General features: G+C 71.8%; 22 protein-coding genes and 1 pseudogene. 11 read left to right on the plus strand and 12 right to left on the minus strand.

Going from position 1 to position 23,537, the window contains the following annotated elements:
• A pseudogene (locus AB4Y76_RS00005) lies at nt 1–200 on the minus strand (Re/Si-specific NAD(P)(+) transhydrogenase subunit alpha); the annotation flags it as partial.
• Between the two features lie 226 nt (nt 201–426).
• On the opposite strand from AB4Y76_RS00005, the gene AB4Y76_RS00010 reads away from it, so the two are divergent.
• Nucleotides 427–2,097, plus strand: a complete 1,671-nt coding sequence (locus AB4Y76_RS00010; RefSeq protein WP_441921202.1) for an ABC-F family ATP-binding cassette domain-containing protein — start codon at nt 427–429, stop codon at nt 2,095–2,097.
• A gap of 5 nt (nt 2,098–2,102) precedes the next feature.
• Here the strand turns inward: AB4Y76_RS00010 and AB4Y76_RS00015 are convergent, their stop codons facing one another.
• The 4 genes from AB4Y76_RS00015 to AB4Y76_RS00030 all read right to left on the minus strand — a co-directional run bounded on the left by AB4Y76_RS00015 (nt 2,103) and on the right by AB4Y76_RS00030 (nt 5,375).
• Nucleotides 2,103–2,477: a DUF4267 domain-containing protein gene (locus AB4Y76_RS00015; RefSeq protein WP_441921204.1), complete on the minus strand. Its 375-nt coding sequence runs from the start codon at nt 2,475–2,477 to the stop codon at nt 2,103–2,105.
• Between the two features lie 16 nt (nt 2,478–2,493).
• A complete protein-coding gene (locus AB4Y76_RS00020; RefSeq protein WP_441921206.1) occupies nt 2,494–3,753 on the minus strand; it encodes an MCE family protein in 1,260 nt (419 codons plus the stop codon).
• Nucleotides 3,754–3,857: 104 nt separating this feature from the next.
• Nucleotides 3,858–4,586: a TetR/AcrR family transcriptional regulator gene (locus AB4Y76_RS00025; protein ID WP_441921208.1), complete on the minus strand. Its 729-nt coding sequence runs from the start codon at nt 4,584–4,586 to the stop codon at nt 3,858–3,860.
• A gap of 60 nt (nt 4,587–4,646) precedes the next feature.
• Nucleotides 4,647–5,375, minus strand: coding sequence for a TetR/AcrR family transcriptional regulator (locus tag AB4Y76_RS00030; protein ID WP_441921210.1), 729 nt, complete (start codon nt 5,373–5,375; stop codon nt 4,647–4,649).
• 126 nt (nt 5,376–5,501) lie between these two features.
• On the opposite strand from AB4Y76_RS00030, the gene AB4Y76_RS00035 reads away from it, so the two are divergent.
• The 4 genes from AB4Y76_RS00035 (at nt 5,502) to AB4Y76_RS00050 (ending at nt 11,711) form a co-directional block, all read left to right on the plus strand.
• Nucleotides 5,502–6,428, plus strand: coding sequence for an NAD-dependent epimerase/dehydratase family protein (locus AB4Y76_RS00035; protein WP_441921212.1), 927 nt, complete (start codon nt 5,502–5,504; stop codon nt 6,426–6,428).
• Nucleotides 6,429–6,491: 63 nt separating this feature from the next.
• On the plus strand, nt 6,492–8,015 hold the full coding sequence (locus AB4Y76_RS00040; protein WP_441921213.1) for an amino acid permease: 1,524 nt from the start codon (nt 6,492–6,494) through the stop codon (nt 8,013–8,015).
• A 75-nt stretch (nt 8,016–8,090) separates the two neighbouring features.
• Complete coding sequence (locus tag AB4Y76_RS00045) at nt 8,091–9,875, plus strand: bifunctional metallophosphatase/5'-nucleotidase (RefSeq protein WP_441921215.1); 1,785 nt, start codon at nt 8,091–8,093, stop codon at nt 9,873–9,875.
• 372 nt (nt 9,876–10,247) lie between these two features.
• Nucleotides 10,248–11,711 carry a calcium-binding protein gene (locus AB4Y76_RS00050; protein ID WP_441921217.1) on the plus strand — a complete coding sequence of 488 codons (1,464 nt, stop codon included), beginning with the start codon at nt 10,248–10,250 and terminating at the stop codon, nt 11,709–11,711.
• A 130-nt stretch (nt 11,712–11,841) separates the two neighbouring features.
• On the opposite strand, the gene dnaB is transcribed toward AB4Y76_RS00050, so the two are convergent.
• The gene (gene dnaB / locus AB4Y76_RS00055; RefSeq protein WP_441921764.1) at nt 11,842–13,161 is read right to left on the minus strand and encodes a replicative DNA helicase; all 1,320 of its coding nucleotides are present in this window, start codon (nt 13,159–13,161) and stop codon (nt 11,842–11,844) included.
• 546 nt (nt 13,162–13,707) lie between these two features.
• On the opposite strand from dnaB, the gene AB4Y76_RS00060 reads away from it, so the two are divergent.
• A complete protein-coding gene (locus AB4Y76_RS00060) occupies nt 13,708–15,024 on the plus strand; it encodes an MATE family efflux transporter (RefSeq protein WP_441921219.1) in 1,317 nt (438 codons plus the stop codon).
• 4 nt (nt 15,025–15,028) lie between these two features.
• Nucleotides 15,029–15,646: a hypothetical protein gene (locus AB4Y76_RS00065; RefSeq protein ID WP_441921221.1), complete on the plus strand. Its 618-nt coding sequence runs from the start codon at nt 15,029–15,031 to the stop codon at nt 15,644–15,646.
• Nucleotides 15,647–15,676: 30 nt separating this feature from the next.
• Here AB4Y76_RS00065 and rplI read toward each other — a convergent pair whose 3' ends face one another.
• From rplI to AB4Y76_RS00090, 5 genes are all read right to left on the minus strand, one after another.
• Entirely contained in the window at nt 15,677–16,120 is a 444-nt protein-coding gene (rplI, locus tag AB4Y76_RS00070) for a 50S ribosomal protein L9 (protein ID WP_441921223.1), read from the minus strand.
• Between the two features lie 17 nt (nt 16,121–16,137).
• The gene (rpsR, locus tag AB4Y76_RS00075) at nt 16,138–16,374 is read right to left on the minus strand and encodes a 30S ribosomal protein S18 (RefSeq protein ID WP_441921225.1); all 237 of its coding nucleotides are present in this window, start codon (nt 16,372–16,374) and stop codon (nt 16,138–16,140) included.
• A 69-nt stretch (nt 16,375–16,443) separates the two neighbouring features.
• The gene (locus AB4Y76_RS00080; RefSeq protein WP_441921227.1) at nt 16,444–17,016 is read right to left on the minus strand and encodes a single-stranded DNA-binding protein; all 573 of its coding nucleotides are present in this window, start codon (nt 17,014–17,016) and stop codon (nt 16,444–16,446) included.
• Nucleotides 17,017–17,047: 31 nt separating this feature from the next.
• On the minus strand, nt 17,048–17,338 hold the full coding sequence (gene rpsF / locus AB4Y76_RS00085) for a 30S ribosomal protein S6 (RefSeq protein ID WP_441921765.1): 291 nt from the start codon (nt 17,336–17,338) through the stop codon (nt 17,048–17,050).
• 132 nt (nt 17,339–17,470) lie between these two features.
• Entirely contained in the window at nt 17,471–18,130 is a 660-nt protein-coding gene (locus AB4Y76_RS00090; protein ID WP_441921229.1) for a TetR family transcriptional regulator, read from the minus strand.
• A gap of 92 nt (nt 18,131–18,222) precedes the next feature.
• Here AB4Y76_RS00090 and AB4Y76_RS00095 point away from each other — a divergent pair, with 92 nt between their 5' ends.
• The 4 genes from AB4Y76_RS00095 (at nt 18,223) to AB4Y76_RS00110 (ending at nt 22,164) form a co-directional block, all read left to right on the plus strand.
• Entirely contained in the window at nt 18,223–19,020 is a 798-nt protein-coding gene (locus tag AB4Y76_RS00095) for a deoxyribonuclease IV (protein ID WP_441921231.1), read from the plus strand.
• The gene (locus AB4Y76_RS00100; protein WP_441921233.1) at nt 19,017–19,877 is read left to right on the plus strand and encodes an alpha/beta hydrolase family protein; all 861 of its coding nucleotides are present in this window, start codon (nt 19,017–19,019) and stop codon (nt 19,875–19,877) included. The genes AB4Y76_RS00095 and AB4Y76_RS00100 overlap by 4 nt, the downstream gene beginning before the upstream one ends.
• 76 nt (nt 19,878–19,953) lie before the next feature.
• Nucleotides 19,954–21,090 (plus strand): lipid II:glycine glycyltransferase FemX, encoded by a 1,137-nt coding sequence (locus AB4Y76_RS00105; RefSeq protein ID WP_441921234.1) that lies wholly within the window; start codon nt 19,954–19,956, stop codon nt 21,088–21,090.
• A 6-nt stretch (nt 21,091–21,096) separates the two neighbouring features.
• On the plus strand, nt 21,097–22,164 hold the full coding sequence (locus AB4Y76_RS00110) for an alanine racemase (RefSeq protein ID WP_441921236.1): 1,068 nt from the start codon (nt 21,097–21,099) through the stop codon (nt 22,162–22,164).
• On the opposite strand, the gene AB4Y76_RS00115 is transcribed toward AB4Y76_RS00110, so the two are convergent.
• Nucleotides 22,075–23,517, minus strand: a complete 1,443-nt coding sequence (locus AB4Y76_RS00115) for a glycosyltransferase family 87 protein (protein WP_441921238.1) — start codon at nt 23,515–23,517, stop codon at nt 22,075–22,077. The two genes, AB4Y76_RS00110 and AB4Y76_RS00115, sit on opposite strands and share 90 nt — an antisense overlap.
• Nucleotides 23,518–23,537 lie beyond the last annotated feature (20 nt).

Consider the following 23,537-nt stretch of genomic DNA (forward strand, 5'->3'; position numbering starts at 1 on the left):
TCGCTGGCCCAGACGTCCTCGGCCGAACCGACCGTGACACCGGCAGCGACGTAGGCCTCGTCGGGCTGAGCCGCGAACACGCCGGCCCCCGACTCGACGACCACGTCGTAGCCGAGCTTCTGCAGCTGGACGGCGGTGACGCTCGTCGCGGCGACGAGTGTCTCGCCAGGCCTGGACTCGCGGGGGATGCCGATACGCACGGTGACTCCTTCACAGGTGGTTCCGACGGCTCGGCGCAACCTACCCCGCTGCGGGGTCGGCTGGCAGCGGGACCGAACGGTGAGAACCGCCACAGGCCTGCTGCAGGCGGAAAAACCCGTTGCCGTGCACCGATAACGTGGGACGCATCATGAAGCTCTGACGACGTCCCTCCACGCCCGCGGCCCGGCCCGGCGTGGATCCGCCTCCCCTTCCGGAGCCGTCGTCGTGTCCTTCCTTCCTGTTCCTGCCCCCGCCGCCGACCCGTACGCCGCGGGACCGGGTCCCGTCGTCCTCGACGCGGTCACCCGCACCTTCAGCAGCGGGGCGGCCGTCCACAGCGCCCTCGACGCCGTCGACCTGGTCGCCGCACCCGGCGCCCGGGTCGGCCTGATCGGCGAGAACGGGTCCGGCAAGTCCACGCTGCTGCGGATCGTCGCGGGCCTCGACCGGCCCGACAGCGGCAGCGTGCGGGCGCCTGCCGACCTGGTCCACCTGGCACAGCAGCCGGACCTCGGTCCCGCGGGGACCGTCGGCGACCTGCTCGGCGCGTCGTTGCGCCCGCTGCGCGAGGCGGTCGCACGGCTGGAGGCGCTGGCCCTGCGGATCGCCGAGGCAGCGGACGGCGCCGACGGTCTCGCGACCGAGTACGACCGCGTCCTCGCCTGGGCGACCCACCACGACGCCTGGGACGCCGACCGGCGGGCGGAGGTGACCGCGGCCGCCCTCGGCGTCGCGAACCTCGGCCGCGACCGGCCGCTGCGCACGCTGTCGGGTGGGCAGCGGACCCGGGTCGCGCTCGCCGCCGCCCTGGTACGCCGCCCCGCCTGCCTGCTCCTCGACGAGCCGACGAACCATCTCGACGACACCGCGCTGGACCTCCTGGAGCGGTCGCTGGCCGACTACCCGGGCGTCGTCCTGGCCGCGAGCCACGACCGCACCTTCCTGGACACCGTCTGCACCGAGCTGATCGATCTCGACGCCGGCCGGCTCGGCACCGACGGCCTGGGGGGCCGGCGCTTCGGCGGGTCGTTCTCGCAGTACCTCGAGCACCGGGCCCGGAGCCGGCAGCGGTGGGAGGAGCGCTACCGGACCGAGCAGGAGGAGATCCGGCTGCTCCGGGCGCAGACCCGGATCGGCACCGACGCGGTCGCGCGGGGCCGGGGGCCGCGGGACAACGACAAGTTCGTGCACGCCTTCCAGGGCTCCCGGGTCGAGCGGGCGCACGCCCGCAGGGTCCACGATGCCGAGCGCCGGCTGGCCGAGGCGGAGGAGACCCAGGTACGCCGGCCGCCGCAGCCGCTGCGGTTCTTCGGCCGTCTCGCCGAAGGATCCGGTGACGGCCTCGCGCTCACCGTCCGGGACCTCCGCGTCGACGGCCGGGTATCGGTCGACGTGCTCGACGTCCGCCGCGGCGACAAGCTCCTCGTCACCGGCCCGAACGGCTCCGGGAAGTCGTCGCTGCTCGACGTGCTCGCCGGGCGCCTGGCTCCGGACGCAGGGACGGTCGTGGTCGGCGCCCGGCGGACCCGGCTGCTCGCGCAGGACCCGGAGCTCGGCGACGGGACCCGGTCCGCACGGGCCGCCTACGCCGGGGCTCTCGGTCCCGACCGGGCCGAGCGGATCCCGCTCCGCGCCCTCGGGCTGCTGCACCCGCGGGACGCCGAGAAGCCGCTGGCGGCGCTCAGTCTCGGGCAGCGCCGTCGGCTGTCACTGGCGATCGCGGTCGCGGACGGGCCGGACCTGCTCCTGCTGGACGAGCCGACCAACCACCTCTCGCTCACCCTGGTCGGCGAGCTGGAGGAAGCCCTGGTGGTCTCGACGGGCTCGGTCGTGCTCACCTCGCACGACCGCTGGCTGCGGCGGCGCTGGGAGGGGCCGGTGCACGCGCTGGGCTGACGCGGCTACGCCTTCCGACGCCGGGTCGCACCCCAGAGGCCGACGCCGATCCCGACGGCGGCGCCGCCGAGACCGATCGCCTTCTGGGACGCGGACATCTCGGCGTGCGTGCTCCAGCCGCCGAGGAGGTCGGCGGCGTCCGCGCCGCCGGAGGCGAGGAACCAGCCGCGGGTGTCCCGGCCGCGGACCGCGGCGCCGACCAGCAGGCCGCCGATCAGGGCGTCCCGGTAGCCCATCGAGCGCAGCAGCAGCCGGGTGGTCGGCGCCGGTTCCTCGTGGTCGCCCCACATCCGGTTGGCCTTCTCGGGCGCGACCAGGAAGGAGATCCCGGACGCGAGACGGATGCTGCCGGCGACGAGGGCTGCGCGGTCCAGGCTCATGCCCGGGATCGTAGGGCTACGACACCGGCTGGAGCAGCAGAGCGCGCCAGGAGTCCTTGCCGTAGAGCGCGCGGGCGCCGCCGTCGTACACGACCGTGCCGGATCCGGGCCGGGCCCAGGTCATCGTGCCGGTGCCGGTGTCGTAGGTGGCGACCGGCGCCTTGAACGGGGCTGTGCGCGGGGCGTTCTGGGCGCCGCGGGCGTTCACGTTCGGGCCTTCGGTGCAGCGGGCGTCCATGTCCATCGGCTTGTTGCTGCCGTCGGCGGCCGGCCGGCGCTCCTTGACGTCGTACCCCTGGTGGCAGACCACCGGATCGGGGTTGAGGATGAAGCCGAAGCGGGCGTCGTAGCCGTCGGGGTTCTTGGCGACGACGGTGAAGCCGCCGGCGACGACGCTGGGGTAGACGGCGAGCATCTGGCGCACGCCCGGGAGGTGCTTGACCACGACCTCGCCGGTCGTGACCACGTTGTTGATCAGGCTGCCGAGGTCGACCTTGTTGCGCTCCAGGAAGGTGCGCAGCTCGGTGGCGGTCGCGGAGCCGTTCTCGATCAGCGAGCGCAGCGAGGCGTCGTTGTCGGCGAGGGTGCCGCTGAACAGCGCCAGGTCGCGCGCGAAGCTGCGGACCGCGGAGCCCTTGTCGGCCTGCGTGCGCAGGACGGTGTTGCCGTCCTTGATCAACGCCGTGGTGACGTCGAAGTTGTCGTTGGCGGCCCGGATGAACTCGTTCGAGGTGTCGATGATCCGGCCCAGGTCGTCACCGGTGCCCTGGAACGCGGCACCGAGCTCGGAGACCGTCGTACGGAGCTGGTCCTGCGGGACCGACTGCACCAGGCCGTCGAGGTTGGTGAGGATCTCGGTCGTCGACACCGGGACGGCGGTGTCGGCGGGCGCGATCACCGAGCCGTCCTTGAGGTACGGCGCCTCGTCCGTCTTCGGCTCCAGGTCGACGTACTGCTCGCCGACCGCTGACTTGTTGGCCACCCGCGCCAGGGTGTCGGCAGGGATGTCGTCGTGGGTCTTGTCGATGCGCAGCACGACGTTGACCCCGTCGTCGGTCAGCTTCATGTCGCTGACCTGGCCGACCCCGACACCGCGGTAGGCCACCGCCGCGCCGGTGAAGATGCCGCCGGACTGCGCGAAGTGCGCGTTGACCTCGTACGACGAGTCGTAGACCAGCCGGTCCAGCCGCGCGTAGCGGGCCCCGACGAACGAGACACCCACCAGCGTGATGAACACGAAGATGAGCAGCTGCCGCTTGGTGCGGGTCGTCAGCACGTCGGAACTCCTTGATCGGGGCGGCACCCGCGAGGCACGGCTTCGCCGCCGCAAGGATCGCAGAGCAGAACCGGGCAAATCGCCCGGTTCCGGCGCAATGGGTGCTAGATCACACCGGGTCGCGGCGGCTGCAGGTTGATCGTGCTGACGCCCGAACCGCCGAGCACCGCCTGGCTGAACCGCATCAACGACGGCAGCAGTGTCGGCAGCTCGGCCGTGCGCCCGAGCCGGACGTAGCGCTCCAGCTGGCCGTAGACGCCGCTCACGAGCATCGGCACCATCTCCGGGTCGGGGGACCCCGCGCCGACCTCGGGCTCCATCCCGTTGAAGAGCTCGAACGAGGCGTCCAGGGACGCCTCCACCCGCTCCTGCGCCTCGCGGCCGGCCTTCGCGAACTCGACCAGGAAGAAGCGCGCGAACGCGGGGTTGTCGGCGAGCGCCCGGAGCAGGGCGAGGATCCCGCGCTCGGTCCGGTCGCGGCTCGTCGTCCCGGCCGCGGGGGCGTCGTACGCGCCGGCGACGACCTCGAAGAGCACCGCGACCCCGGCGTCGTACGCCGCCAGGACGAGCTCCTGCTTGGAGTGGAAGTGCTCGTAGAAGGTGGCCAGTCCGACGCCGGCGCGGGCGCAGATCGTCTTGATGTGCGCGCCCTCGAGGCCCTCGGTCGCGATCACCTGGACGACCGCGTCGCGGAGCCGGTCCTGCTGCAGCGCGGCGATCTCCTCGCGCGAGTACCCGTGCCCGACGGGGGTCAGCGAGCGGTCGGGGTCGCGGGCGTCCCGGAGCCCGGGGAGGACCGCGGACTCCGGTGGGGCACCGGGAGCTGGGTTCATGGTGCGCCGAGCGTAATCGTCGGCACCGGATCTCCGGCACGCTTCGCGGAGATCACCGCCTCACCCGGGCGGGTCGACCAGGCCGGCCAGATCGGCCAGCAGCGCGACCTGGTGCTCGAAGACTGCCTCGGTGTCGGTGAACGTGTCGGGGCCGTACTGGCCGAAGACCTCGAAGCTCACCGACCCGAAGAGCGCGGTCCAGGCGAGCACGCCGCGGGCGACCAGCTCGGGCGGGGCGCTGAGCCCGAACTCGGCGCGGATCCGCTCGACGTCGGCGGCGACGGCGGGGGTGACCGGCGCGTTCGCGGGGAGCTCGACGCGGCCGGCCCGCCAGGCGTTCTCCCAGACGGCGATGAGCGCGCGGATCACCCGCGTCCCCGGTCCGGTGGTCCGCTCCCCCGGCGCCTGGTAGCCGGGGACCGGGCTGCCGAAGAGCAGCGCGTACGTCGCCGGCTCGCGCAGCGCCCAGGCCCGGACGGTCCGCGCGATCGCGAAGAGCTGCGCCCGGTGGTCGTCGGCCGGGACGGCGGCGACGGCCGCGTCGACCTCGTCGCCGAGCTCGTCGTACCCGTCGACGAGGAGCAGGGTGAGCAGCTCGTCGCGGCTCTTCACGTAGCGGTAGACGGCGGAGGACACCACGCCGAGGTCGCGGGCGACGGCGCGGAGCGACAGCGCGGCGGCGCCGTCGGTGGCGAGGTGCTGGCGCCCGATCCGGGTGATCTCCTGCATCGTCCGGGCGCGGGCGCGGTCGCGGGGGGTGGTCCCAGAGGTGGTCCCAGAAGTGGTCACCGGGACATCGTCGTCGTCTTTTGCGTGCACCGTCAACTTTAGAGAGCACCGCTCTTGCTTTCTGGTCCGGGGTCGTGCATGCTCAAAGCGAGAGCACTGCTCTCTACCCGATCCGAAGGAGTCAGCATGAACACCGTCCACGTCGTCACCGGCGCCGGCCCGGTCGGCAGCACCGTCGCCACCCAGCTCGCCGACGCCGGCCAGCAGGTCCGGCTGCTCACCCGCTCGGGCAGCGGTCCCGACCACGCGCTCATCGAGCGCCGCCGGGTCGACGTCTCCGACCCCGCCCAGGTGGCAGCCGCCTTCGCCGGCGCAGCCGCCGTCCACCACTGCATCCACGGCTCGAGCTACTCGGCCAAGGCCTGGCGGGCCGAGCTCCCGGAGGCGGAGCAGGTCGTCCTGCGGGCCGCGGGCGAGGTCGGCGCGGTCGTCGTCTTCCCGGAGAGCCTCTACTCCTACGGGCCCGTCGACCGCCCGATGACCGAGGACCTGCCGCGCGACGCGACCGGCGGCAAGCTCGGCATCCGGGCCGCGCTGCTCCGGGCCCGCGAGGCCTCGGCCACGCCGACGATCAGCGTCGCCGCGTCGGACTTCTACGGGCCTGCCGTGCTCAACGCGCACGCCGGCGAGCGCATGGTCCCGGCCGTCCTGGCCGGCCGGACCATGCGGGTGGTCGGGCGCACCGACCGGCCGCACTCCTACACCTACGTCCCCGACCTGGCCGCCGCCATGATCCGCGCGGCGAGCCGGCCGGAGCTCTGGAATTCCTTCCTGCACGCGCCGACCGCGCCGGCGCTCACCCAGGCCGAGCTGGTCGCCGCGTTCGCCGCCGCCGCCGGCGTGGCGACCCCGAAGGTCACCGGGCTGCCGGCCTGGGTGCTCTCCGCCGCCGGGCTGGTGTCGCCCGCGACCCGGGAGCTCGCCGAGACGGCGTACATGTTCACCGACCCGTTCGTCCTCGACTCCTCCGCGAGTGAGGCACGGCTCGGCCTGGCGCCGACGCCGATCGAGGTCGGCACGAAGGAGACCGTGGCCTGGTGGCGGGCGCGCTGAGCATCCACAGGGCGTCCGGCGGAGCATCGACTGCACCGGGCTCGCGGCGTAACTTGACGACGCATGGACATCTTCCGGACGAAGTCGGTCGAGAACTCCCTGGCGGACACCCATGACCCGGAGTTCCAGCTCAAGCGGAACCTCACCGCCCTCGACCTGACGGTCTTCGGCATCGGGGTGATCATCGGTGCCGGCATCTTCACCCTCACCGGCACCGCCGCCGCCCTGTACGCCGGCCCGTCGGTGGTCTTCTCGTTCGTGCTCGCCGCGATCTGCTGCGGGCTGGCCGCCCTCTGCTACGCCGAGTTCGCCTCGACGGTCCCGGTCGCGGGGTCGGCGTACACGTTCTCCTACGCGACCCTCGGCGAGCTCGTCGCCTGGATCATCGGCTGGGACCTGATCCTCGAGCTCATGCTCGGCGCCAGCGTCGTCGCGCAGGGCTGGAGCACCTACTTCGTCACCTTCCTCGACGAGATCGGGCTGGGCTGGCCGGACGCCGTCGGGCCGACCGCCGACGCCGGCTGGGGGCACTTCAACCTCGCCGCCTTCCTGCTGGTGGCCGCCCTGACCCTGCTCGTCGCGGTCGGGATCAAGGAGTCGCTGCGGGTCAACCTGGTCCTGGTCGGCGTGAAGCTCTTCGTCGTGCTGTTCGTGATCGTGGCCGGGCTCTTCTACGTCAACGGCGCGAACTACGACCCGTTCGTGCCGCCCGCCGCGGCGCCGGTCGACTCCTCGGGCATCACCCAGCCGCTGTTCCAGTGGATGTTCGGGATCGAGCAGCAGACCTTCGGGATCTTCGGCATCATCTCGGCGGCCTCGGTGGTCTTCTTCGCCTACATCGGCTTCGACGTCGTCGCGACCACTGCCGAGGAGGCGCGCAACCCGCAGAAGGACCTGCCCCGCGGCATCCTCGGGTCCCTGGTCATCTGCACCGTCCTGTACGTCGCGGTCGCGCTGGTGATCACCGGGATGGTCAAGTACGACCAGATCGACACCAGCGCCGCCCTCGCGACCGCGTTCCAGGACGTCGGCCGCGACGGGTTCGCGACCCTGATCGCCGCCGGGGCGGTTGCCGGACTGACGACGGTCGTGATGACCCTGATGATCGGCGCGATCCGGGTGCTCTTCGCGATGAGCCGCGACGGCCTGCTCAGCCCGCGGTTCGCGCACGTCAACCCGCGCAGCGGCACCCCGGTGCGGATCACCGTGACGATCGGGCTCCTGGTCGCGCTGGTCGCCTCGTTCACCCCGATCGGCGACCTGGAGGAGATGGTCAACATCGGCACCCTGACCGCGTTCGCGCTGGTCTCGATCGCCGTGCCCGTCCTGCGCAACACCCGGCCGGACCTGGAGCGCAGCTTCCGGGTTCCGTGGTCGCCGTTCCTGCCGATCCTCTCGGCGCTCGTCTGCGTCTACCTGGCGCTCAACCTGAGCATCGAGACCTGGTTGCGGTTCGTGGTCTGGATGGTGCTCGGGTTCGTCGTGTACTTCGGCTACGGCTACGGGCACTCCCGGGTCGGCCGCGGGACCGGGATCCCGGCCCCGGACTTCGCCGTCCACGAGGACGGCGAGGAGATCCGGGACTAGCCACCCCTTCCCATCCGGGCCGATCCGTCGCAGGGTGTTCGTAGTCCGGAGTCCGAGGGAGACGGGGAGACACCCATGACCGCCAGCCGTTCACGCCTGTACGCCGCCGCAGCAGCGGCCGCCCTGGTCCTGGCCGGGACCGCCGGCCTCGCCGGGGCCCCGTCCGCCGGGGCCGCGCCCCCGCAGGGGACCACCGTCCACCTGCTGGCGTTCAACGACTTCCACGGCGCCATCGACGCGCCCACCGGGAGCGGCGGCGTGGTCAACGGCACGCCGGCCGGCGGTGTGGAGTACCTGGCCCACGCGATCAAGGCGCGGCGTGCGACCGACAAGGCGCAGACGCCGCACGTCTTCACCGTCGCGGCCGGCGACCTCGTCGGCGCCAGCCCGCTGGTGAGCGCCGCCTTCCACGACGAGCCCGCGGTCGAGGAGATGAACTCCCTCGGCCTGGACGTCACCAGCGTCGGCAACCACGAGTTCGACGAGGGCGTCACCGAGCTGAAGCGGCTGCAGAACGGCGGCTGCCACCCGACCGACGGGTGCCAGGACGGCGACGGGTTCGCCGGGGCGTCGTACCCGATGCTGGCGGCCAACGTCGTCGACAAGACCACCGGTCAGCCGATCCTGGCGCCGTACGTCGTCAAGAAGGTCGGCAACGCGAAGGTCGCCTTCATCGGCGAGACCCTCAAGGGCACCCCGTCGATCGTCAACCCGGCCGGCATCACCTCGGTGAACTTCCTCGACGAGGCCGAGACCGCCAACAAGTACGCGAAGATGCTCCGCGAGCAGCAGGGCGTGAAGGCGTTCGTGCTGCTGCTCCACGAGGGCGGTCAGCAGAACCCGCCGCCGTCGGTGCTCGACCCGAGCGGGTGCGCCAACTTCACCGGCGCCGTCACGGGGATCGTGTCCAAGCTCGACCCGGCCTTCGGTGTCGTGATCAGCGGCCACACCCACCGGTCCTACGTCTGCAACCTGCCGAACTCCTCGGGGGCGAACACGCTCGTGACCAGCGGCGGCACGAACGGTCAGGTGCTCACCGACGTGACCTTCACCCTCGACCAGCAGAGCAAGAAGTTCGTCACCGCCACCGCGGTCAACACGATCGTCGAGAACGGCGTGCGGAACGCCGACGGGAGCTGGCAGACGACCGCCCCCGGTGTCTTCGTCCGCAACCCCGCGCTGGTCGACCCCGACGCGAAGGTGATCGCGGACAAGTACCGGACCGCGGTCGCCCCGCTGGCCAACCAGGTGGTCGGCAGCATCACCGCCGACATCACCCGGTCCGCGACGCCGTCCCAGGAGACCCCGCTCGGCGACGTGATCGCGGACGGCATGCTCGCCCGCACCCAGTCCGCCGGCGCCCAGATCGGGTTGATGAATCCGGGCGGGATCAGGGCCGACCTGATCTTCGGCGCCTCACCCGGCGGCGAGGCGCCCGGCCAGGTCACCTACGGCGAGGCGTTCACCGTGCAGCCGTTCAACAACCTGGTCGTCACGGTGTCGATCACCGGCGCCCAGCTGAAGGAAGTCCTGGAGCAGCAGTTCGCCGGGTACGCCGGCCAGACCACGACCAAGTTCCTGCAGGTGTCGAACGGGTTCACCTACTCCTACAACACGACGCTGCCGCTGGGCTCGCGAATCAGCAACCTGGCGCTCAGCGGGGTCCCGATCGACCCGGCGGCGACGTACCGGGTGTCGACCAACGACTTCGTGGCCAACGGCGGTGACGGGTTCACCAACTTCGGCGTCTCCACGAACCGGGTGTACGCGCCGGGCTTCGACATCGACGCGCTGACGGCGTACCTCGCCACCGGCCCGATCGCACCGGGGCCGGCGAACCGGATCACCAAGCTGGGGTAGGACTGCCGAGGTCGCCAAGGTGTGAAGCTGGTCCGACAGGCACAGCAACACTCCTGCACTCCCGAAGACAGCGGCGTGCGGGATCGCGGAGACGTCACTTACGCGTCGGGTAGGTGACCGTACCCAGACCCGAAACCGGACAAAAGCCACCTTGGAGCCGCTATCGTTCCGCCTGGTTCATTCGCTGGTGGAGGAGAAGAAGACGTGGTCGCGACATGGGCTCGCAAGCGTAGGTACGGACTCGTCGCAGCGGCGGCCGCCGGAACGGCGGTGCTGGCGCTGGCCGGGACGGCCGGGGCGACGGACCCGACGTAGGACACCCCGATCAGCATCAGCAACGCGATCAGCCTGGATGTGACACCGAGCGGGAACGTGCTGACCGTCGGATACCCCGCAGAAGGCTTCCAGCCGACCCCCGGCGCGCACGACGACGGCGCGCGCGGAGAGGTAGCCGTGCAGTACTTCGACCCCACCGGGCGCACCGTCTGGGCCGCACGGCTCGGAGGACGCGGCGTCGAGCAGGGCGCCGGTTACGTCGATGCGCAGGGGAACGCCTACGTCGTCGGGAACCCCACCACTCCGGGCGCTCTCGGTGAGCACTACTGGGCCTCGGAGCGGAACCGGGTCACCTTCCTGGTGAAGTTCTCCCCCGCCGGTCGCCTGCTGTGGGCTGCCCGCATCCCCGGCTCGAACTACGCCGGCGGCATGGCGGTCGACGCCGAGGGCTCGATCTACCTCGACGGCGCCGCCAACAAGGACTTCGTCCCGGACCCCGACGCCTTCGACACCGAGCACGTCGACGGCACCCCGAACGACCCGTACACCTACCCCTTCGACGGCTACGTCATCAAGATCAACTCCTCCGGCACCCGCCGGCTGTGGGGCACCTTCCTCGGCGGCTCGAGCGACGAGATCCCCGGCGGCCTGGCGCTGACCCGCAACGGCAACCTGGTCATCGCCGGCCAGACCCGGTCGGCCGACTTCCCGGTCACCCCGGACGCCGACCTGCCGACCTACCCCAACGCCTACGGCGACGACGAGGGCTTCCTCATGGAACTCACCGGCGACGGCAAGTCGGCCGTCTGGTCGACGTACGTCGACTTCGGCGAGGCCGAGAGCTACGGCGGCGTCACGCTCAAGCCCGACGGCACCATCGACCTGCTCGGGATGAAGGACCGCTACGACCCGACGAACGTCCCCGGCCAGGTCCAGAAGGGCGGCCTCATCAGCCAGTACACCGCGGACGGCCACCACCTCCGGACGATCACGACCGCAGCCTTCATCAACGGCGGCTCGGTCTCCCGCGACGGCTTCATCTTCGGCGTCGGGCACATCGAGGGCCAGCCTCACTCCCGCGACGTCGCGGTCCGCCTCGACCTCGACGGCCGGGTCCTGCAGGCGGTGCCGCTGCCCGGACGCGGCCTGGCCGTCGGCGGTGACAACGGCTCGATGTACGCCAGCCTCGGCCCGCACGAGCCCGGCGACGGCGCGCGTGTCGCCGCCACCGCCAAGCGCACCACGGTGGCCCGCTACACCCGCTGCACCATCCGCGGCACCCGTCACAACGATGTCTTGCGCGGCACGCCGCGCGCCGATGTCATCTGCGGATTCGGCGGCAACGACAAGATCTACGGCCTCGGCGGCTCCGACGTCCTCGTCGGCGGCGCCGGCACCGACACGCTGTACGGCGGCTCCGGGATCGACGTACTCCTCGGCGGCCGCGGCGGCGACCGACTGTACGGCGGACCGCAGCGCGACAAGCTCGTCGGCGGACCGGGCAGCGACACCTGCCCGGATCGCCAGGGCCGGAACTCGTTCAGCTCCTGCCGGCACTGAAGATCGATCGACAGCACACCCGACGACACCTGTCACTGCTCAGGCGGACGGGGGGAAATCCGGGGCAGGGAAGCGTCGGTCTCGACTTCGGCCGACACCGGTCTGCCGACTTCGCCAAGTACGAGGAGCCTCAGAACCCGCCGGTCGAGTGGGCCAGGTCCGCGAACCGCGAGTAGTGGCCCTGGAAGAGCGCCGTGACGTCCCGGATCGGGCCGTTGCGGTGCTTGCCCACGATGATGTCGGCCTCGCCGGCGCGCGGGGACTCCTTCTCGTACATGTCCTCGCGGTGCACCAGCATGACGATGTCGGCGTCCTGCTCCAGCGAGCCGGACTCGCGGAGGTCGGAGACCATCGGCTTCTTGTCGGCGCGCTGCTCGGAACCACGGTTGAGCTGGGCGAGCGCCACGATCGGGATCTCGAGCTCCTTGGCGAGCAGCTTGATCTGGCGGGAGAACTCCGAGACCTCGACCTGGCGGGACTCGACCTTCTTTCCCGACGTCATCAGCTGGATGTAGTCGATGACGATGAGCTTGAGGTCGTGACGCTGCTTGAGCCGGCGGGCCTTCGCCCGGATCTCCATCATGGTCATGTTCGGGCTGTCGTCGATGAACAGCGGCGCGCTGGAGACCTCACCCATGCAGCGGGCGAGCTTGCTCCAGTCGTCGTCCTTCATCTCACCGTTGCGGATGTGGTTCAGCGGGATCCGGGCCTCGGCGCTGAGCATCCGCATGACGATCTCGGCCTTGCCCATCTCGAGGCTGAAGATGACGCTGGTGAGCTGGTTCTTGATCGACGCCGCCCGGCAGAAGTCCAGACCCAGCGTCGACTTCCCGCTACCGGGTCGGCCGGCGACGATGATCATCTGGCCGGACTGCAGGCCGTTGGTGAGCTCGTCGAGATCGGCCAGCCCGGTCGGCACCCCGCGCAACGAGCCGTCGTGGTTGGAGATGGCCTCGATCTCGTCGAGCGTGGACTCCATCAGCGAGCCGATGGGGTGGTAGTCCTCGGAGGTGCGGTTCTCGGTGATCGCGTAGATCTCCGCCTGCGCCCGGTCGACGGTGTCGTCGACCTGGCCCTCGCCGGCGTACCCGAGCTGGGCGATCTTGGTGCCGGCGTCGACGAGCCGGCGCAGGATCGACTTCTCCCGGACGATCTCGGCGTAGTAGCCGGCGTTCGCCGCGATCGGCACGCTCGCCGACAGCGTGTGCAGGTACGGCGCCCCGCCGACCTTCTGCAGCTCGCCGCGACGCTGGAGCTCGGCCGAGACGGTGACCGGGTCGGCGGGCTCGCCGCGCGCGTAGAGGTCGGTGATCGCGTCGAAGATGGTCTCGTGCGCCGGACGGTAGAAGTCGTGCGCCTTCGCGACCTCGAGCACGTCGGCGATCGCGTCCTTGGAGATGAGCATCGACCCGATCACGCTCTGCTCGGCGTCGACGTCCTGCGGCGGCATCCGGCCGGACCAGGCCTCCTGGTTGCCGCTGTCCGCATGGCCGGAGCCGAAGCCGGGACCGTCGAACGCGGCACCCGGCTCGTCCGGGTAGCCGAAGCCGTCACCGGGGACACCCAGTCCCGCCGACTCCGTCATGCTCATGCGATCCCCATTCGCGCTGTCTCGGTGTGCAACTCCGGCACCGTGCGTCACAGTAGGAGACCCCGCCGACACTGTGCCGGGAGGGCCTCGGCCACCAACCTAAGGCGCGGGTCCGGCGCCGGACGAGTCGGTAATCCACAGGCCGCGCCGCCCGTTGTGGAGAAGTCCCCGCCGACCTGGGGGTGACGTGGGAAAGCCTGTGGGTCGCTTGTGGACAACCAGCGTGTCCGATCTCGAATATGGCCTCTGACCTGCTCTTTCGTGTTCCCACAGGCTGTGGATCGAGAAATCCCGCAAGATTGTGATTAACCATTTCGACATCTGGACGCGTCCTGTACGTAAGTCGACTTTCCGGCAACAACTCACAGGGACCGTGCTTGCCCGGGCGTGCCCTAGCCTCCCTGTATGGCAGCCGAGGACCGGGAGATCCTGCGGCTCGCCGTACCGGCGTTCGCGGCCCTGGTGGCCGAGCCGCTGTTCCTGCTCGCCGACTCCGCCATCGTCGGGCACCTCGGGACCACCGAGCTGGCCGGTCTCGGGATCGCCGGAGCGGTCCTCGGCACGCTGATCAGCCTGTGCGTCTTCCTCGCCTACGGCACCACCGCGTCGGTGGCCCGTCGGCTCGGGGCGGGCGACCGGACCGGGGCGCTGACCCAGGGCGTCCACGGGATCTGGCTCGCCGTGCTGATCGGCGTCGGGACCACCGTCCTGGGGCTGCTCGGCACCTCGTTCCTCGTGGGGCTCTTCGACCCCGGCCCCGCGGTGGCCCGCCAGGCGGAGACGTACCTGCGGATCGGCCTGCTCGGCGCCGTCCCGCTGCTGGTCATGCTCGCGACCACCGGCATCCTGCGCGGTCTGCAGGACACCCGGACCCCGCTCGCGGTCGCGGTCCTCGGCAACCTGGTCAACGTCGTGCTCAACCTGGTCCTGGTCTACGGGCTCGACCTCGGGATCGGCGGCTCCGCGCTCGGCACCGTGATCGCCCAGACCGGGTCGGCCGCGGTCCTGCTCGCCGTGGTCGCCCGGGCCGCCGGGGCCGCCGGCGTCGGACTGCGGCCGTCCCTCGCCGGGATCCGCGGCGCGGGCCGGGCCGGCGTCCCGCTGCTGCTGCGCACGGTCACCCTGCGCGCCGGCCTCCTGATGATGACGTACGGCGCCACCGCGCTCGGACCCGACGACCTGGCCGCGATGCAGATCGCGCTGACGATCTGGACCTTCCTCGCCTACAGCCTGGACGCGATCGCGATCGCCGCCCAGGCGCTGACCGGCCGCTACCTCGGGGCGGGCGACCGGGCGGGCACCCGGTCGGTGACCCGGCGGATGCTGCGCTGGGGCCTCGGCGCCGGGGTGGTGACCGGGCTGCTGCTCGCCCTCGCCGCGCCGTACGCCGGCGCGCTGTTCACCCCCGACCCGGCCGTGCGGGAGCTGCTCGTGCCGATCCTGCTCGTCGCCGCGCTCGCCCAGCCCGTGGCCGGGGTGGTCTTCGTCCTCGACGGCGTGCTGATCGGCGCCGGCGACGGCGGCTACCTGGCCCGGGTGGGCCTGCTGGTCCTGGTCGCCTTCGCGCCGGCCGCGTGGCTCGCGGTCGCGGTCGCCGACTCCTCGACCTGGCTGTGGGTCGCCTTCGCGACGACGTTCATGGGTGGGCGCGCGGTCGTGCTGCTGGCGCGCGAGCGGACCGACGCCTGGATGACCGTGGGCCGTACCGGTTCCGTAGGGTGACGCCATGTCGCCGCTGCAGAAGATCGCCATGGGCATGGTCTTCGTGGCCGGCTACGCGCCGTTCCCGGCGCACCCGGACCCCGACTGGCGGAGCTTCGACGGGCTGGCCGACCCGGTCGGCTGGCTGCTGGTGATCCTCGGGATGCAGGGGCTGTGCCGGGCGAGCACCGGGTTCGACGGGGCCCGGTGGGCCGCCTGGGTCGCGGGGGCGGTGAGCGTGCCGCTGTGGTTCCCGCAGGTCGGGCACCAGCTCAGCGACTCCGGCGCGTGGGCGCTCAGCATGCCGCAGACCCTCTTCTGCCTGCTGCTGGCCAAGGGCATCGCCGACGGCGCGGTCGTGGAGGAGCCCGGTGATCCCTACCTGCCACGGCGGTTCGGACCGCTCACCTGGGCCTTCGCCGTCCTGGTGGTGCTGCCGCCGATCGCGATCGGAGGGGACGTCCAGGCGCTGGACGACGTCACCGTGCTCGCCGCGCTCGCGGTCAACATCGTGTTCATCTACTACCTGTTCCGGGTGCACCGCCGCACCTGGCTCGGCGGGCCGGGTCCGCTGCTGGTGGAACCTGCCCGGAACCCCGCGCCGGAGCAGGGGAACGACGAAGGCCGCCCACCCTCGCAGTGAGGGGGACGGCCTTCGCCTGGTTCGTACGCGTCAGGCGGGGACGACGTTGAGGTTGACCTTCGCCTCGACCTCGTCGTGCACCTTGACGGTGACCGTGTGCGCACCGAGCGACTTGATCGGGTTCGGGACCACGATCGTGCGCTTGTCGACCTCGGCACCGGCCTCGACGATCGCCGTGGCGATGTCGGCGGCGGTGACGGCGCCGAACAGGCGACCGCCCTCACCGGCGCGGACCTTGACCTGGAAGGTCGAGCCCTCGAGCTTGGCCTTGACCTCGGCGGCGTGGTCGGCGTCGCGCACCGAACGGGCGTCGCGGGCCTTCTTGATCGACTCGATCGTCTTCTCGCCGCCCTTGGTCCAGCGGATGCCGAACCCGCGCGGGATCAGGTAGTTGCGGCCGTAGCCGTCCTTGACCTCGACGACGTCGCCGGGAGCACCGAGACCGGTGACCTCCTGCGTCAGGATGAGCTTCATCTCGTCAACTCCCTTTCTCAGCGCGCCGACGACGTGTACGGCAGCAGCGCGACCTCACGGGCGTTCTTCACGGCCGTGGCGACGTCGCGCTGGTGCTGGACGCAGTTGCCGGTGACCCGACGGGCGCGGATCTTGCCGCGGTCGGAGATGAACTTGCGGAGGAGGTTGGTGTCCTTGTAGTCGACACCGGTCGCCTTCTCCTTGCAGAACTGGCAAACCTTCTTCTTGGGCTTGCGAATCACTGCCTTAGCCATTGTGGTGCTCCTTTCGAGCCCGGCTCACGCCGGAATGGTTGGCTGTTTGGACTGGACTGGGTGATCAGGTCAGAACGGGGGCTCTTCCGAGCCGCCCGGGACCGCCCACGGGTCGCCGGCCGGCTGGCCGCCACCCTGGGGAGCCCCACCCTGCGGAGCGCCGCCGCCCTGCTGGCCACCCCAGGAACCGCCACCCTGCTGAGCAGGAGCGGAGCCCTGGGACGCCCACGGGTCGTCGCCGCCGCCGCCGGAGAACCCGCCGCCCCCACCGCTGCTGCGGGTGGCGCGGGTGACCTTGGCAGTCGCGTACTTCAGGCTCGGGCCGACTTCCTCGACCTCGATCTCGAAGACGGTGCGCTTCTCACCCTCGCGCGTCTCGAAGGTGCGCGCCTTCAGGCGGCCCTGGACGACGACGCGCATGCCGCGCTGGAGCGACTCGGCGACGTTCTCCGCGGCCTGACGCCAGACCGAGCAGGAGAGGAACAGCGCTTCGCCGTCCTTCCACTCGTTGGTCTGCCGGTCGAAGGTGCGCGGCGTGGACGCGATCCGGAAGTTCGCCACTGCCGCACCCGAAGGGGTGAAGCGCAGCTCCGGATCGTCGACCAGGTTGCCGACGACGGTGATGACGGTCTCGCCTGCCATGGGTTCTCCCTAGGAATTCGTGCCGAGACGCTCAGCGAGCGTCGGGTCGAATCACCTTAGTGCGAAGCACCGACTCGTTCAGCGTGAGCTGACGGTCGAGCTCCTTGACGGTGGCCGGCTCGGCCTGGAGCGACACGACGGCGTAGATGCCCTCGGCGTTCTTGTTGATCTCGTACGCGAGGCGACGGCGTCCCCAGACGTCGACGTTATCGACGGTGCCCCCGTCGTTGCGAACGACGTTGAGGTACGTGTCGAGGGACGGGGCGACCGTCCGCTCTTCGAGCTCCGGGTCGAGGATGACCATGAGTTCATAGGCGCGCATAGCGTTCTCCACCTCCTTCGGACTTGGCGGCCACGGCGTTTCCGTGGCAGGAGGGCTGTGCGTCGTCGCCCGCTCATCGGGAGAGGGCGACGGGTCAGGGTACCCGGACCAGGGGTGCGGGAGCCAATCGGCTCACGCCCGCTCCATCGCGACCGCGAGCGCGGCCCGGACCTGGTCCACGACCGCGCCGCCCCAGGGCAGCCGCGCCACGCGCAGCATCGGGGTGATCAGCGGGACGGTCGCGTCCACCAGCCGGCGGGTGCGCTCCTGGCCTCGGCTGCGGTCGGTGACCCAGAACAGGCCGATGCCGAGGTGGCAGAGCCACAGCAGCTCGGGCAGCACGTCGCGCACCGCGTCCGGGACCCGGGGCACCGCGCCGGCGACGACCTCCCGGTAGATCGCCCGGGACTGGTCGCGCGCGGGGACGGAGGCCTCGCTCAGCGCGTCGCCCGGGCTGTCCGGGCCGAGCGCGATCCCGACGAACGCGGCCCCGAAGCCGTGGTACGGCGCGATCACGTCCAGGTACGCGTGCTCGACGGCGCGCAGCCGGTCGGTGAGCGGCAGGCCGCCGGCCAGGTACGTGGCCGCGCGCTCGGCGTGCTCGGACTGGATCCGGACGTAGAACGCCTGGACAAGCTCGTCCTTGCCGGCGAACCAGTAGTACGCGTTGCTCGGCGTCACACCGGCCTCCTGCGCGATCGCGCGCATGGTGGTGGCGGCGTACCCGCGCTCCTCGAAGAGGCGCAGGGCGGTGTCGAGGATCAGCTGGCGGGTGTCCTGCTTCGGGCTCACGGCGGCACGCTATTTGAACATGTTCAACCAGGCAAGTGCCCGCGCCGCGGGCGGAGGGCCGGGGCGTCGGTGGCCCAGCCTAGGCTGGCCGCATGAGCTCCCTCCCGATCGGCGCGCACGTCGACCAGACCGACCCGATCGCCGAGGCGAAGGCGCGCGGCACGACGCTGGTGCAGTTCTTCCTCGGCGACCCGCAGGGCTACCAGGGACCCGAGATCGCGTACGCCGGTGGCGCGGCCGGTCTGCGGGCCGACGCCGAGGCGGCCGGGATCGACCTGTACGTGCACGCGCCGTACATCGTGAACGTCGCCACCACGAACAACCGGATCCGGATCCCCAGCCGCAAGCTGCTCCAGCAGCACGTCGACGCCGCCGCCGAGATCGGCGCGAAGGGCCTGATCGTGCACGGCGGCCACGTGAACAAGTCCGACGACCCGGCCGTCGGGTTCGACAACTGGCGCAAGGCGATCGAGGCCACCGACCTCAAGCTCCCGGTGCTGATCGAGAACACCGCCGGCGGCGACAACGCGATGGCCCGGCACCTCGACCGGATCGCCGGCGTGTGGGAGGCGATCAGCACCGCCGAGGGGTCCGAGAACGTCGGCTTCTGCCTGGACACCTGCCACGCCTGGGCCGGCGGCATCGCGCTGGCCGACGCGGTCGGGCGGATCCGGTCGATCACCGGGCGGATCGACCTGGTGCACGCCAACGACAGCCGCGACGCCTTCGACTCCGGGGCCGACCGGCACGCCAACTTCGGCAACGGGCAGCTCGACGCGGAGGAGTTCGTCGGCGTCGTCCGCGAGGCCGGGGCGCCGGTCATCTGCGAGACGCCGGGCGGTGCGGCCGAGCACCAGGACGACTTCGCCTGGCTCCGCGAGAGGCTGTGAGCAAGGAGCTCAGCCGCCGCGGGCTGCTCACCGCGGCGGGCGCGAGCCTGCTGGTCGCCGGCTGCGCGGCCCCCGGGCAGAAGTCCGCGGCCGCGGCCGAGGTGGTCGCGCCGGTCAAGATCCGGTACGGCGACCAGCACGCCGACCAGTTCGGGTGGTTCGCCTCGCCGCGCGACCCGAGCGCCCTGGTCGTGCTGATCCACGGCGGCTACTGGCTCTCCCAGTACGGCTTCGCGCTGCTGGCCCCGATCGGCGCCGACCTGCTCCGGCGCGGGGTCGCGGTCTGGAACATCGAGTACCGGCGCGTCGGTGGTGGCGGCGGCTGGCCGCACACCTTCGCCGACGTCGCCGCGGCGATCGACCACGTCGCCGAGCTGCCGCTTCCGCCCCGGGTCACGGACGACCTGCCGGTCCGGGTCGTCGGCCACTCCGCCGGAGGGCACCTCGCGGCCTGGGCCGCCTCCCGGGACGCCGGCACGCCGGGTGGCTCACCACGGGTCCGCGCCGAGTCCACCTTCCCGCTGTCCGGCGTCCTCGACCTCACCACGGCGGCCGAGGACCGGATCGGCAACGGCGCTGCCGTCGCGCTCATGGGCGGGACGCCCGCGCAGGTACCCGACCGTTACGCCCTGGCCGACCCGACCCGGCGGGTCCCGGCGTCCGGCCTGGTCTCGGTGGTGCACGCCGAAGCCGACCAGATCGTCCCGCGCAGCCAGGCGACGGCGTACGTGGCGGCGGCACGCGAGGCGGGCGGGGACGTCACCCTGGCGCTCGTCCCCGGCGACCACTTCGCGCTGGCCGACCCGCGGACCCGGGCCTGGCAGCAGATCGCCGGGTCCGTCGTACCGGGCGGCTGACCACGCGCGTGCTCATGGTCACGACCCCGGCGACGGGTGCGGGTGCACCCACCGGCGTCTCGTTAGGCTCACCTGCGTGACCCCTTCCCCCCTGGCCCCCCCGGCCGTCCGCACGATCACGCCCGCGGAGCACCTCGCGTTCCTCCGGACGCGGACCTCGGCGTCCTTCCTGCAGACGCCGGCCTGGGCGCAGGTGAAGAAGGAGTGGGTCGCGGAGTCGCTCGGCTGGGTCCGCGACGGCGAGGTCGTCGGCGCCGCGCTCGTCCTCTACCGCCGGATCCCGCGGTCCTCGCGCTCGCTCGCCTACCTGCCGGAGGGCCCCGTCATCGACTGGGCCGACGGCGACCTGGCGGCGTGGCTGGAGCCGCTCGCCGCCCACCTGAAGAAGCAGGGCGCGTTCGGGATCCGGATCGGCCCGCCGGTGGTGACGCGGCGCTGGAGTGCGGCACAGGTCAAGGAAGGCATCGCGGACGACGCGGTGACCAGCCTGACCTCGCTGCCGCCGACCGAGCGCAGCCAGACCGGTGCCGCCGTGGTCTCCCAGCTCCGCGAGCTCGGCTGGCGCTGCCAGAACGTCGCCGGCGGGTTCGCCGCCGGGCAGCCGCAGTACAACTTCCAGATCCCGCTGGCCGGGCGCACCGAGGACGACGTCCTCGCGGCGATGAACCAGCTGTGGCGTCGCAACATCAAGAAGGCCACCAAGGCCGGGGTGGTGGTCACCCTGGGCAAGGAGGCCGACGACCTGGCCGCGTTCCACGCGCTCTACGTGCAAACCGCCGAGCGCGACCACTTCACGCCGCGCCCGCTCTCCTACTTCCGGACCATGTACGACGCCCTCGCCGCCGAGGACCCGGACCGGATCCGCGTCTACCTCGCCCACCACGAGGACGACCTGGTCGCGGCCACGATCGCGATCCAGGTGGGTACGCACGCCTGGTACTCCTACGGCGCCTCCTCCACCGAGAAGCGCGAGGTGCGCGGCTCGAACGCGGTGCAGTGGCAGATGATCCGGGACGCGCTCGCCGCCGGTGCCGAGGTCTACGACCTGCGCGGGATCACCGACACCCTCGCCTCCGACGACCCGCACGTCGGGCTGATCCAGTTCAAGGTCGGCACCGGTGGCGAGGCCGTCGAGTACGCCGGCGAGTGGGACCTGCCCCTGAACCGGGCGCTCTACAAGGCCTTCCAGATCTACCTCGCGCGAAGGGGCTGACCGACGGTGTCGCTCGTACTGCACGTCGACGGTGAGCGCTGGCGCGCGCACCTGCGGTCCACCGCCGAGGACCGGCCCGGGCTGGTGCCGGTGATCAAGGGGAACGGCTACGGCTTCGGCAACGACCGGCTGGCCCGGAAGGCGGCCTGGCTCGGTGTCGGCGCCGTCGCGGTCGGCACCTACGGCGAGGTCGACGACGTGGCCAGCCGCTTCGACGGTGACATCGTCGTGCTCAACCCGTGGCGCTCGTTCGAGGCGCCGGAGGAGGGGAACGACCGGATCGTCCACACCGTCGGCCGGCTCGAGGACCTGGCGGCGCTGCTCGCCCGCCCGGACCGGCCGCGCGTCGTGCTGGAGCGGATGACCTCGATGAAGCGGCACGGTTTCACGGCCCGGGGCCTGCGCGAGGCGACCGCCCTGATCGCCGCGCACCACGGCGGCCCGGGCGTGCGGGTCGAGGGCGCCTCCCTCCACCTGCCGCTAGGCACCGGCGGGCTCGAGGAGGCCGACGCGCTGCTCACCGACGTCGTCGCCGCCGGGCTGGCCCGGCCCGACGACCGCGGTCCGGCGACGGTCTGGGTCTCGCACCTCGGCCCGGCAGCGCTGGCGACGCTGGTGCACCGCTACCCCGACGTCGCCTTCCGCCAGCGGGTCGGCACCGATCTGTGGCTGGGCGACCGCGGCGCCCTGCGGGTGACCGCGCACGTCCTGGACGTGCACCCGGTGGAGCGTGGCGAGCTCTACGGCTACCGCGGCCGGACCGCGAGCCGGACCGGAACGATCGTCGTCGTCTCCGGTGGCACCGCGCACGGCATCGGCCTGGAGGCGCCGACCGGCGACCCGGGGCTGCGGTCGCGGGCCTCGACGCTGGCGCGTGGCGGGCTGGACGCAGTCGGCCTGGCGAAGTCGCCGTACACGATCGGCGGGAAGGCGCGGTACTTCGCCGAACCGCCGCACATGCAGTCCTCGATGCTGTTCCTGCCCTCAGGCGCCGACGTGCCCGCGATCGGGGACGAGGTCGACGTCCGGGTCCGCTTCACCGCGACCGCGTTCGACTCCGTCGAGATCGGGTAGCGACAGCGGCTCGACCGGGTAGCCGGGGTCGCCGCGGAGGACGTCGCGGACGACCAGGACGACGAGGTAGAGCTCGGCGGCGACCCGGACCAGGATCGCCAGCTGGTAGGTGGTCGCCTGGTCCCCGGAACCGGGGGCGAGCCAGCCGCCGAGGTAGAGCCAGACCGCCGCGAAGTAGACGAGCTCGCCGGCCTGCCAGATCAGCAGGTCCCGCCAGCGCGGCCGGGCCAGCACGGCCAGCGGCAGCAGCCAGAGCACGTACTGCGGCGAGTACACCTTGTTGACGATCAGGAACGCCGCCACCACGAGGAACGCGATCTGGGCGACGCGCGGGCGCCGCGGCGCCCGCATCCCGAGGACCAGGATGCCAAGGCAGGCCGCGCCGAAACCGAACCAGGACACGGTGTTGATCAGGTGCGCGTCGGTGTTCAGACCGAGCTGGTCGGCGACCAGCCAGAGCGACCCGAGATCGGCGCCCCGCTCGGAGTTGAAGGTCCAGAAGACCTTCCACCTGTCCGGCCCGGTCAGCAGCGCCGGCAGGTTCGCGATCACCCAGGCGCCGACGGCACCGAGGGCCGCCGGGGCGACCAGGTCGTAGCGACGGCGCCGGAGCACGTCGACCAGGAAGGCGCCGAGCAGGAAGAGCGGGTAGAGCTTGGTCGCGGTGCCGAGCCCGACCATCACGCCGGCGAGCAGCGGCCGGTCGCGGGACCAGGCCCAGAGCGCACCGGCGGTGAAGAGCACCGCGAGCAGGTCCCAATTCACCAGCCCGGTGGCGAGCAGGACCGGGGAGGCAGCGAACGCCATCGCGTCCCACGGTCGTCCTGGGCTGGTGCCGGAGAGGAAGAAGACGGTCCCCAGCCCGCAGAGCAGGAGCAGCAGCGCGGTGACCAGGAAGTAGGTGTTGACCTCCTTGGTCATCCCGGGCAGGCCCCAGAGCGCGCCTGTCGTGGTCGCGGCCCGGATCGCGTCGGAGGGACCGGACGGGACCAGCGCGGTGATCTCGGAGGCGCCCCAGGCGAGGTAGGAGATGAGCACCGGGTACTCCATCGCCGGGTAGCGGGTGTCCTTCTCCGAGTACGGCCACCGGTGCTCGGCGAACCCGCGACCGGTGTAGAGGTACGGCACGTCGGAGTAGCACATCCGCGAGTAGCGGACGTCCTCGTTGCTCCAGTCGGTCTTGCCGCAGGGGTACTTCTGCACCAGCCCGAGGGCGAAGACCACCGTGAACAGGGCGAGCAGCACCCGCACCGGGGTCCACCACGGGTGCGGGCGCGCGCGGCGACCGACCGGACCGCCGACGACCTCGCTGAGGGCGCCGAGGACCGGGTCCTCCCGGCTGGGCCTGTTCACGCGCGGTCGGCTCACCACCG

The organism is Marmoricola sp. RAF53, assembly GCF_052114005.1.
Taxonomy (GTDB): Bacteria; Actinomycetota; Actinomycetes; order Propionibacteriales; family Nocardioidaceae; genus Marmoricola.

Bases quoted from the DNA above. Each gene is read 5' to 3' on its own strand.
- AB4Y76_RS00035 (WP_441921212.1), top strand. From the start codon at position 5,502: ATGAACACCGTCCACGTCGTCACCGGCGCCGGCCCGGTCGGCAGCACC.
- rpsR (WP_441921225.1), bottom strand. From the start codon at position 16,374: ATGGCTAAGGCAGTGATTCGCAAGCCCAAGAAGAAGGTTTGCCAGTTC.
- AB4Y76_RS00080 (WP_441921227.1), bottom strand. From the start codon at position 17,016: ATGGCAGGCGAGACCGTCATCACCGTCGTCGGCAACCTGGTCGACGAT.
- AB4Y76_RS00040 (WP_441921213.1), top strand. From the start codon at position 6,492: ATGGACATCTTCCGGACGAAGTCGGTCGAGAACTCCCTGGCGGACACC.
- dnaB (WP_441921764.1), bottom strand. From the start codon at position 13,161: ATGCCGCCGCAGGACGTCGACGCCGAGCAGAGCGTGATCGGGTCGATG.
- AB4Y76_RS00060 (WP_441921219.1), top strand. From the start codon at position 13,708: ATGGCAGCCGAGGACCGGGAGATCCTGCGGCTCGCCGTACCGGCGTTC.
- AB4Y76_RS00045 (WP_441921215.1), top strand. From the start codon at position 8,091: ATGACCGCCAGCCGTTCACGCCTGTACGCCGCCGCAGCAGCGGCCGCC.
- rplI (WP_441921223.1), bottom strand. From the start codon at position 16,120: ATGAAGCTCATCCTGACGCAGGAGGTCACCGGTCTCGGTGCTCCCGGC.
- rpsF (WP_441921765.1), bottom strand. From the start codon at position 17,338: ATGCGCGCCTATGAACTCATGGTCATCCTCGACCCGGAGCTCGAAGAG.
- AB4Y76_RS00065 (WP_441921221.1), top strand. From the start codon at position 15,029: ATGTCGCCGCTGCAGAAGATCGCCATGGGCATGGTCTTCGTGGCCGGC.
- AB4Y76_RS00025 (WP_441921208.1), bottom strand. From the start codon at position 4,586: ATGAACCCAGCTCCCGGTGCCCCACCGGAGTCCGCGGTCCTCCCCGGG.
- AB4Y76_RS00095 (WP_441921231.1), top strand. From the start codon at position 18,223: ATGAGCTCCCTCCCGATCGGCGCGCACGTCGACCAGACCGACCCGATC.
- AB4Y76_RS00015 (WP_441921204.1), bottom strand. From the start codon at position 2,477: ATGAGCCTGGACCGCGCAGCCCTCGTCGCCGGCAGCATCCGTCTCGCG.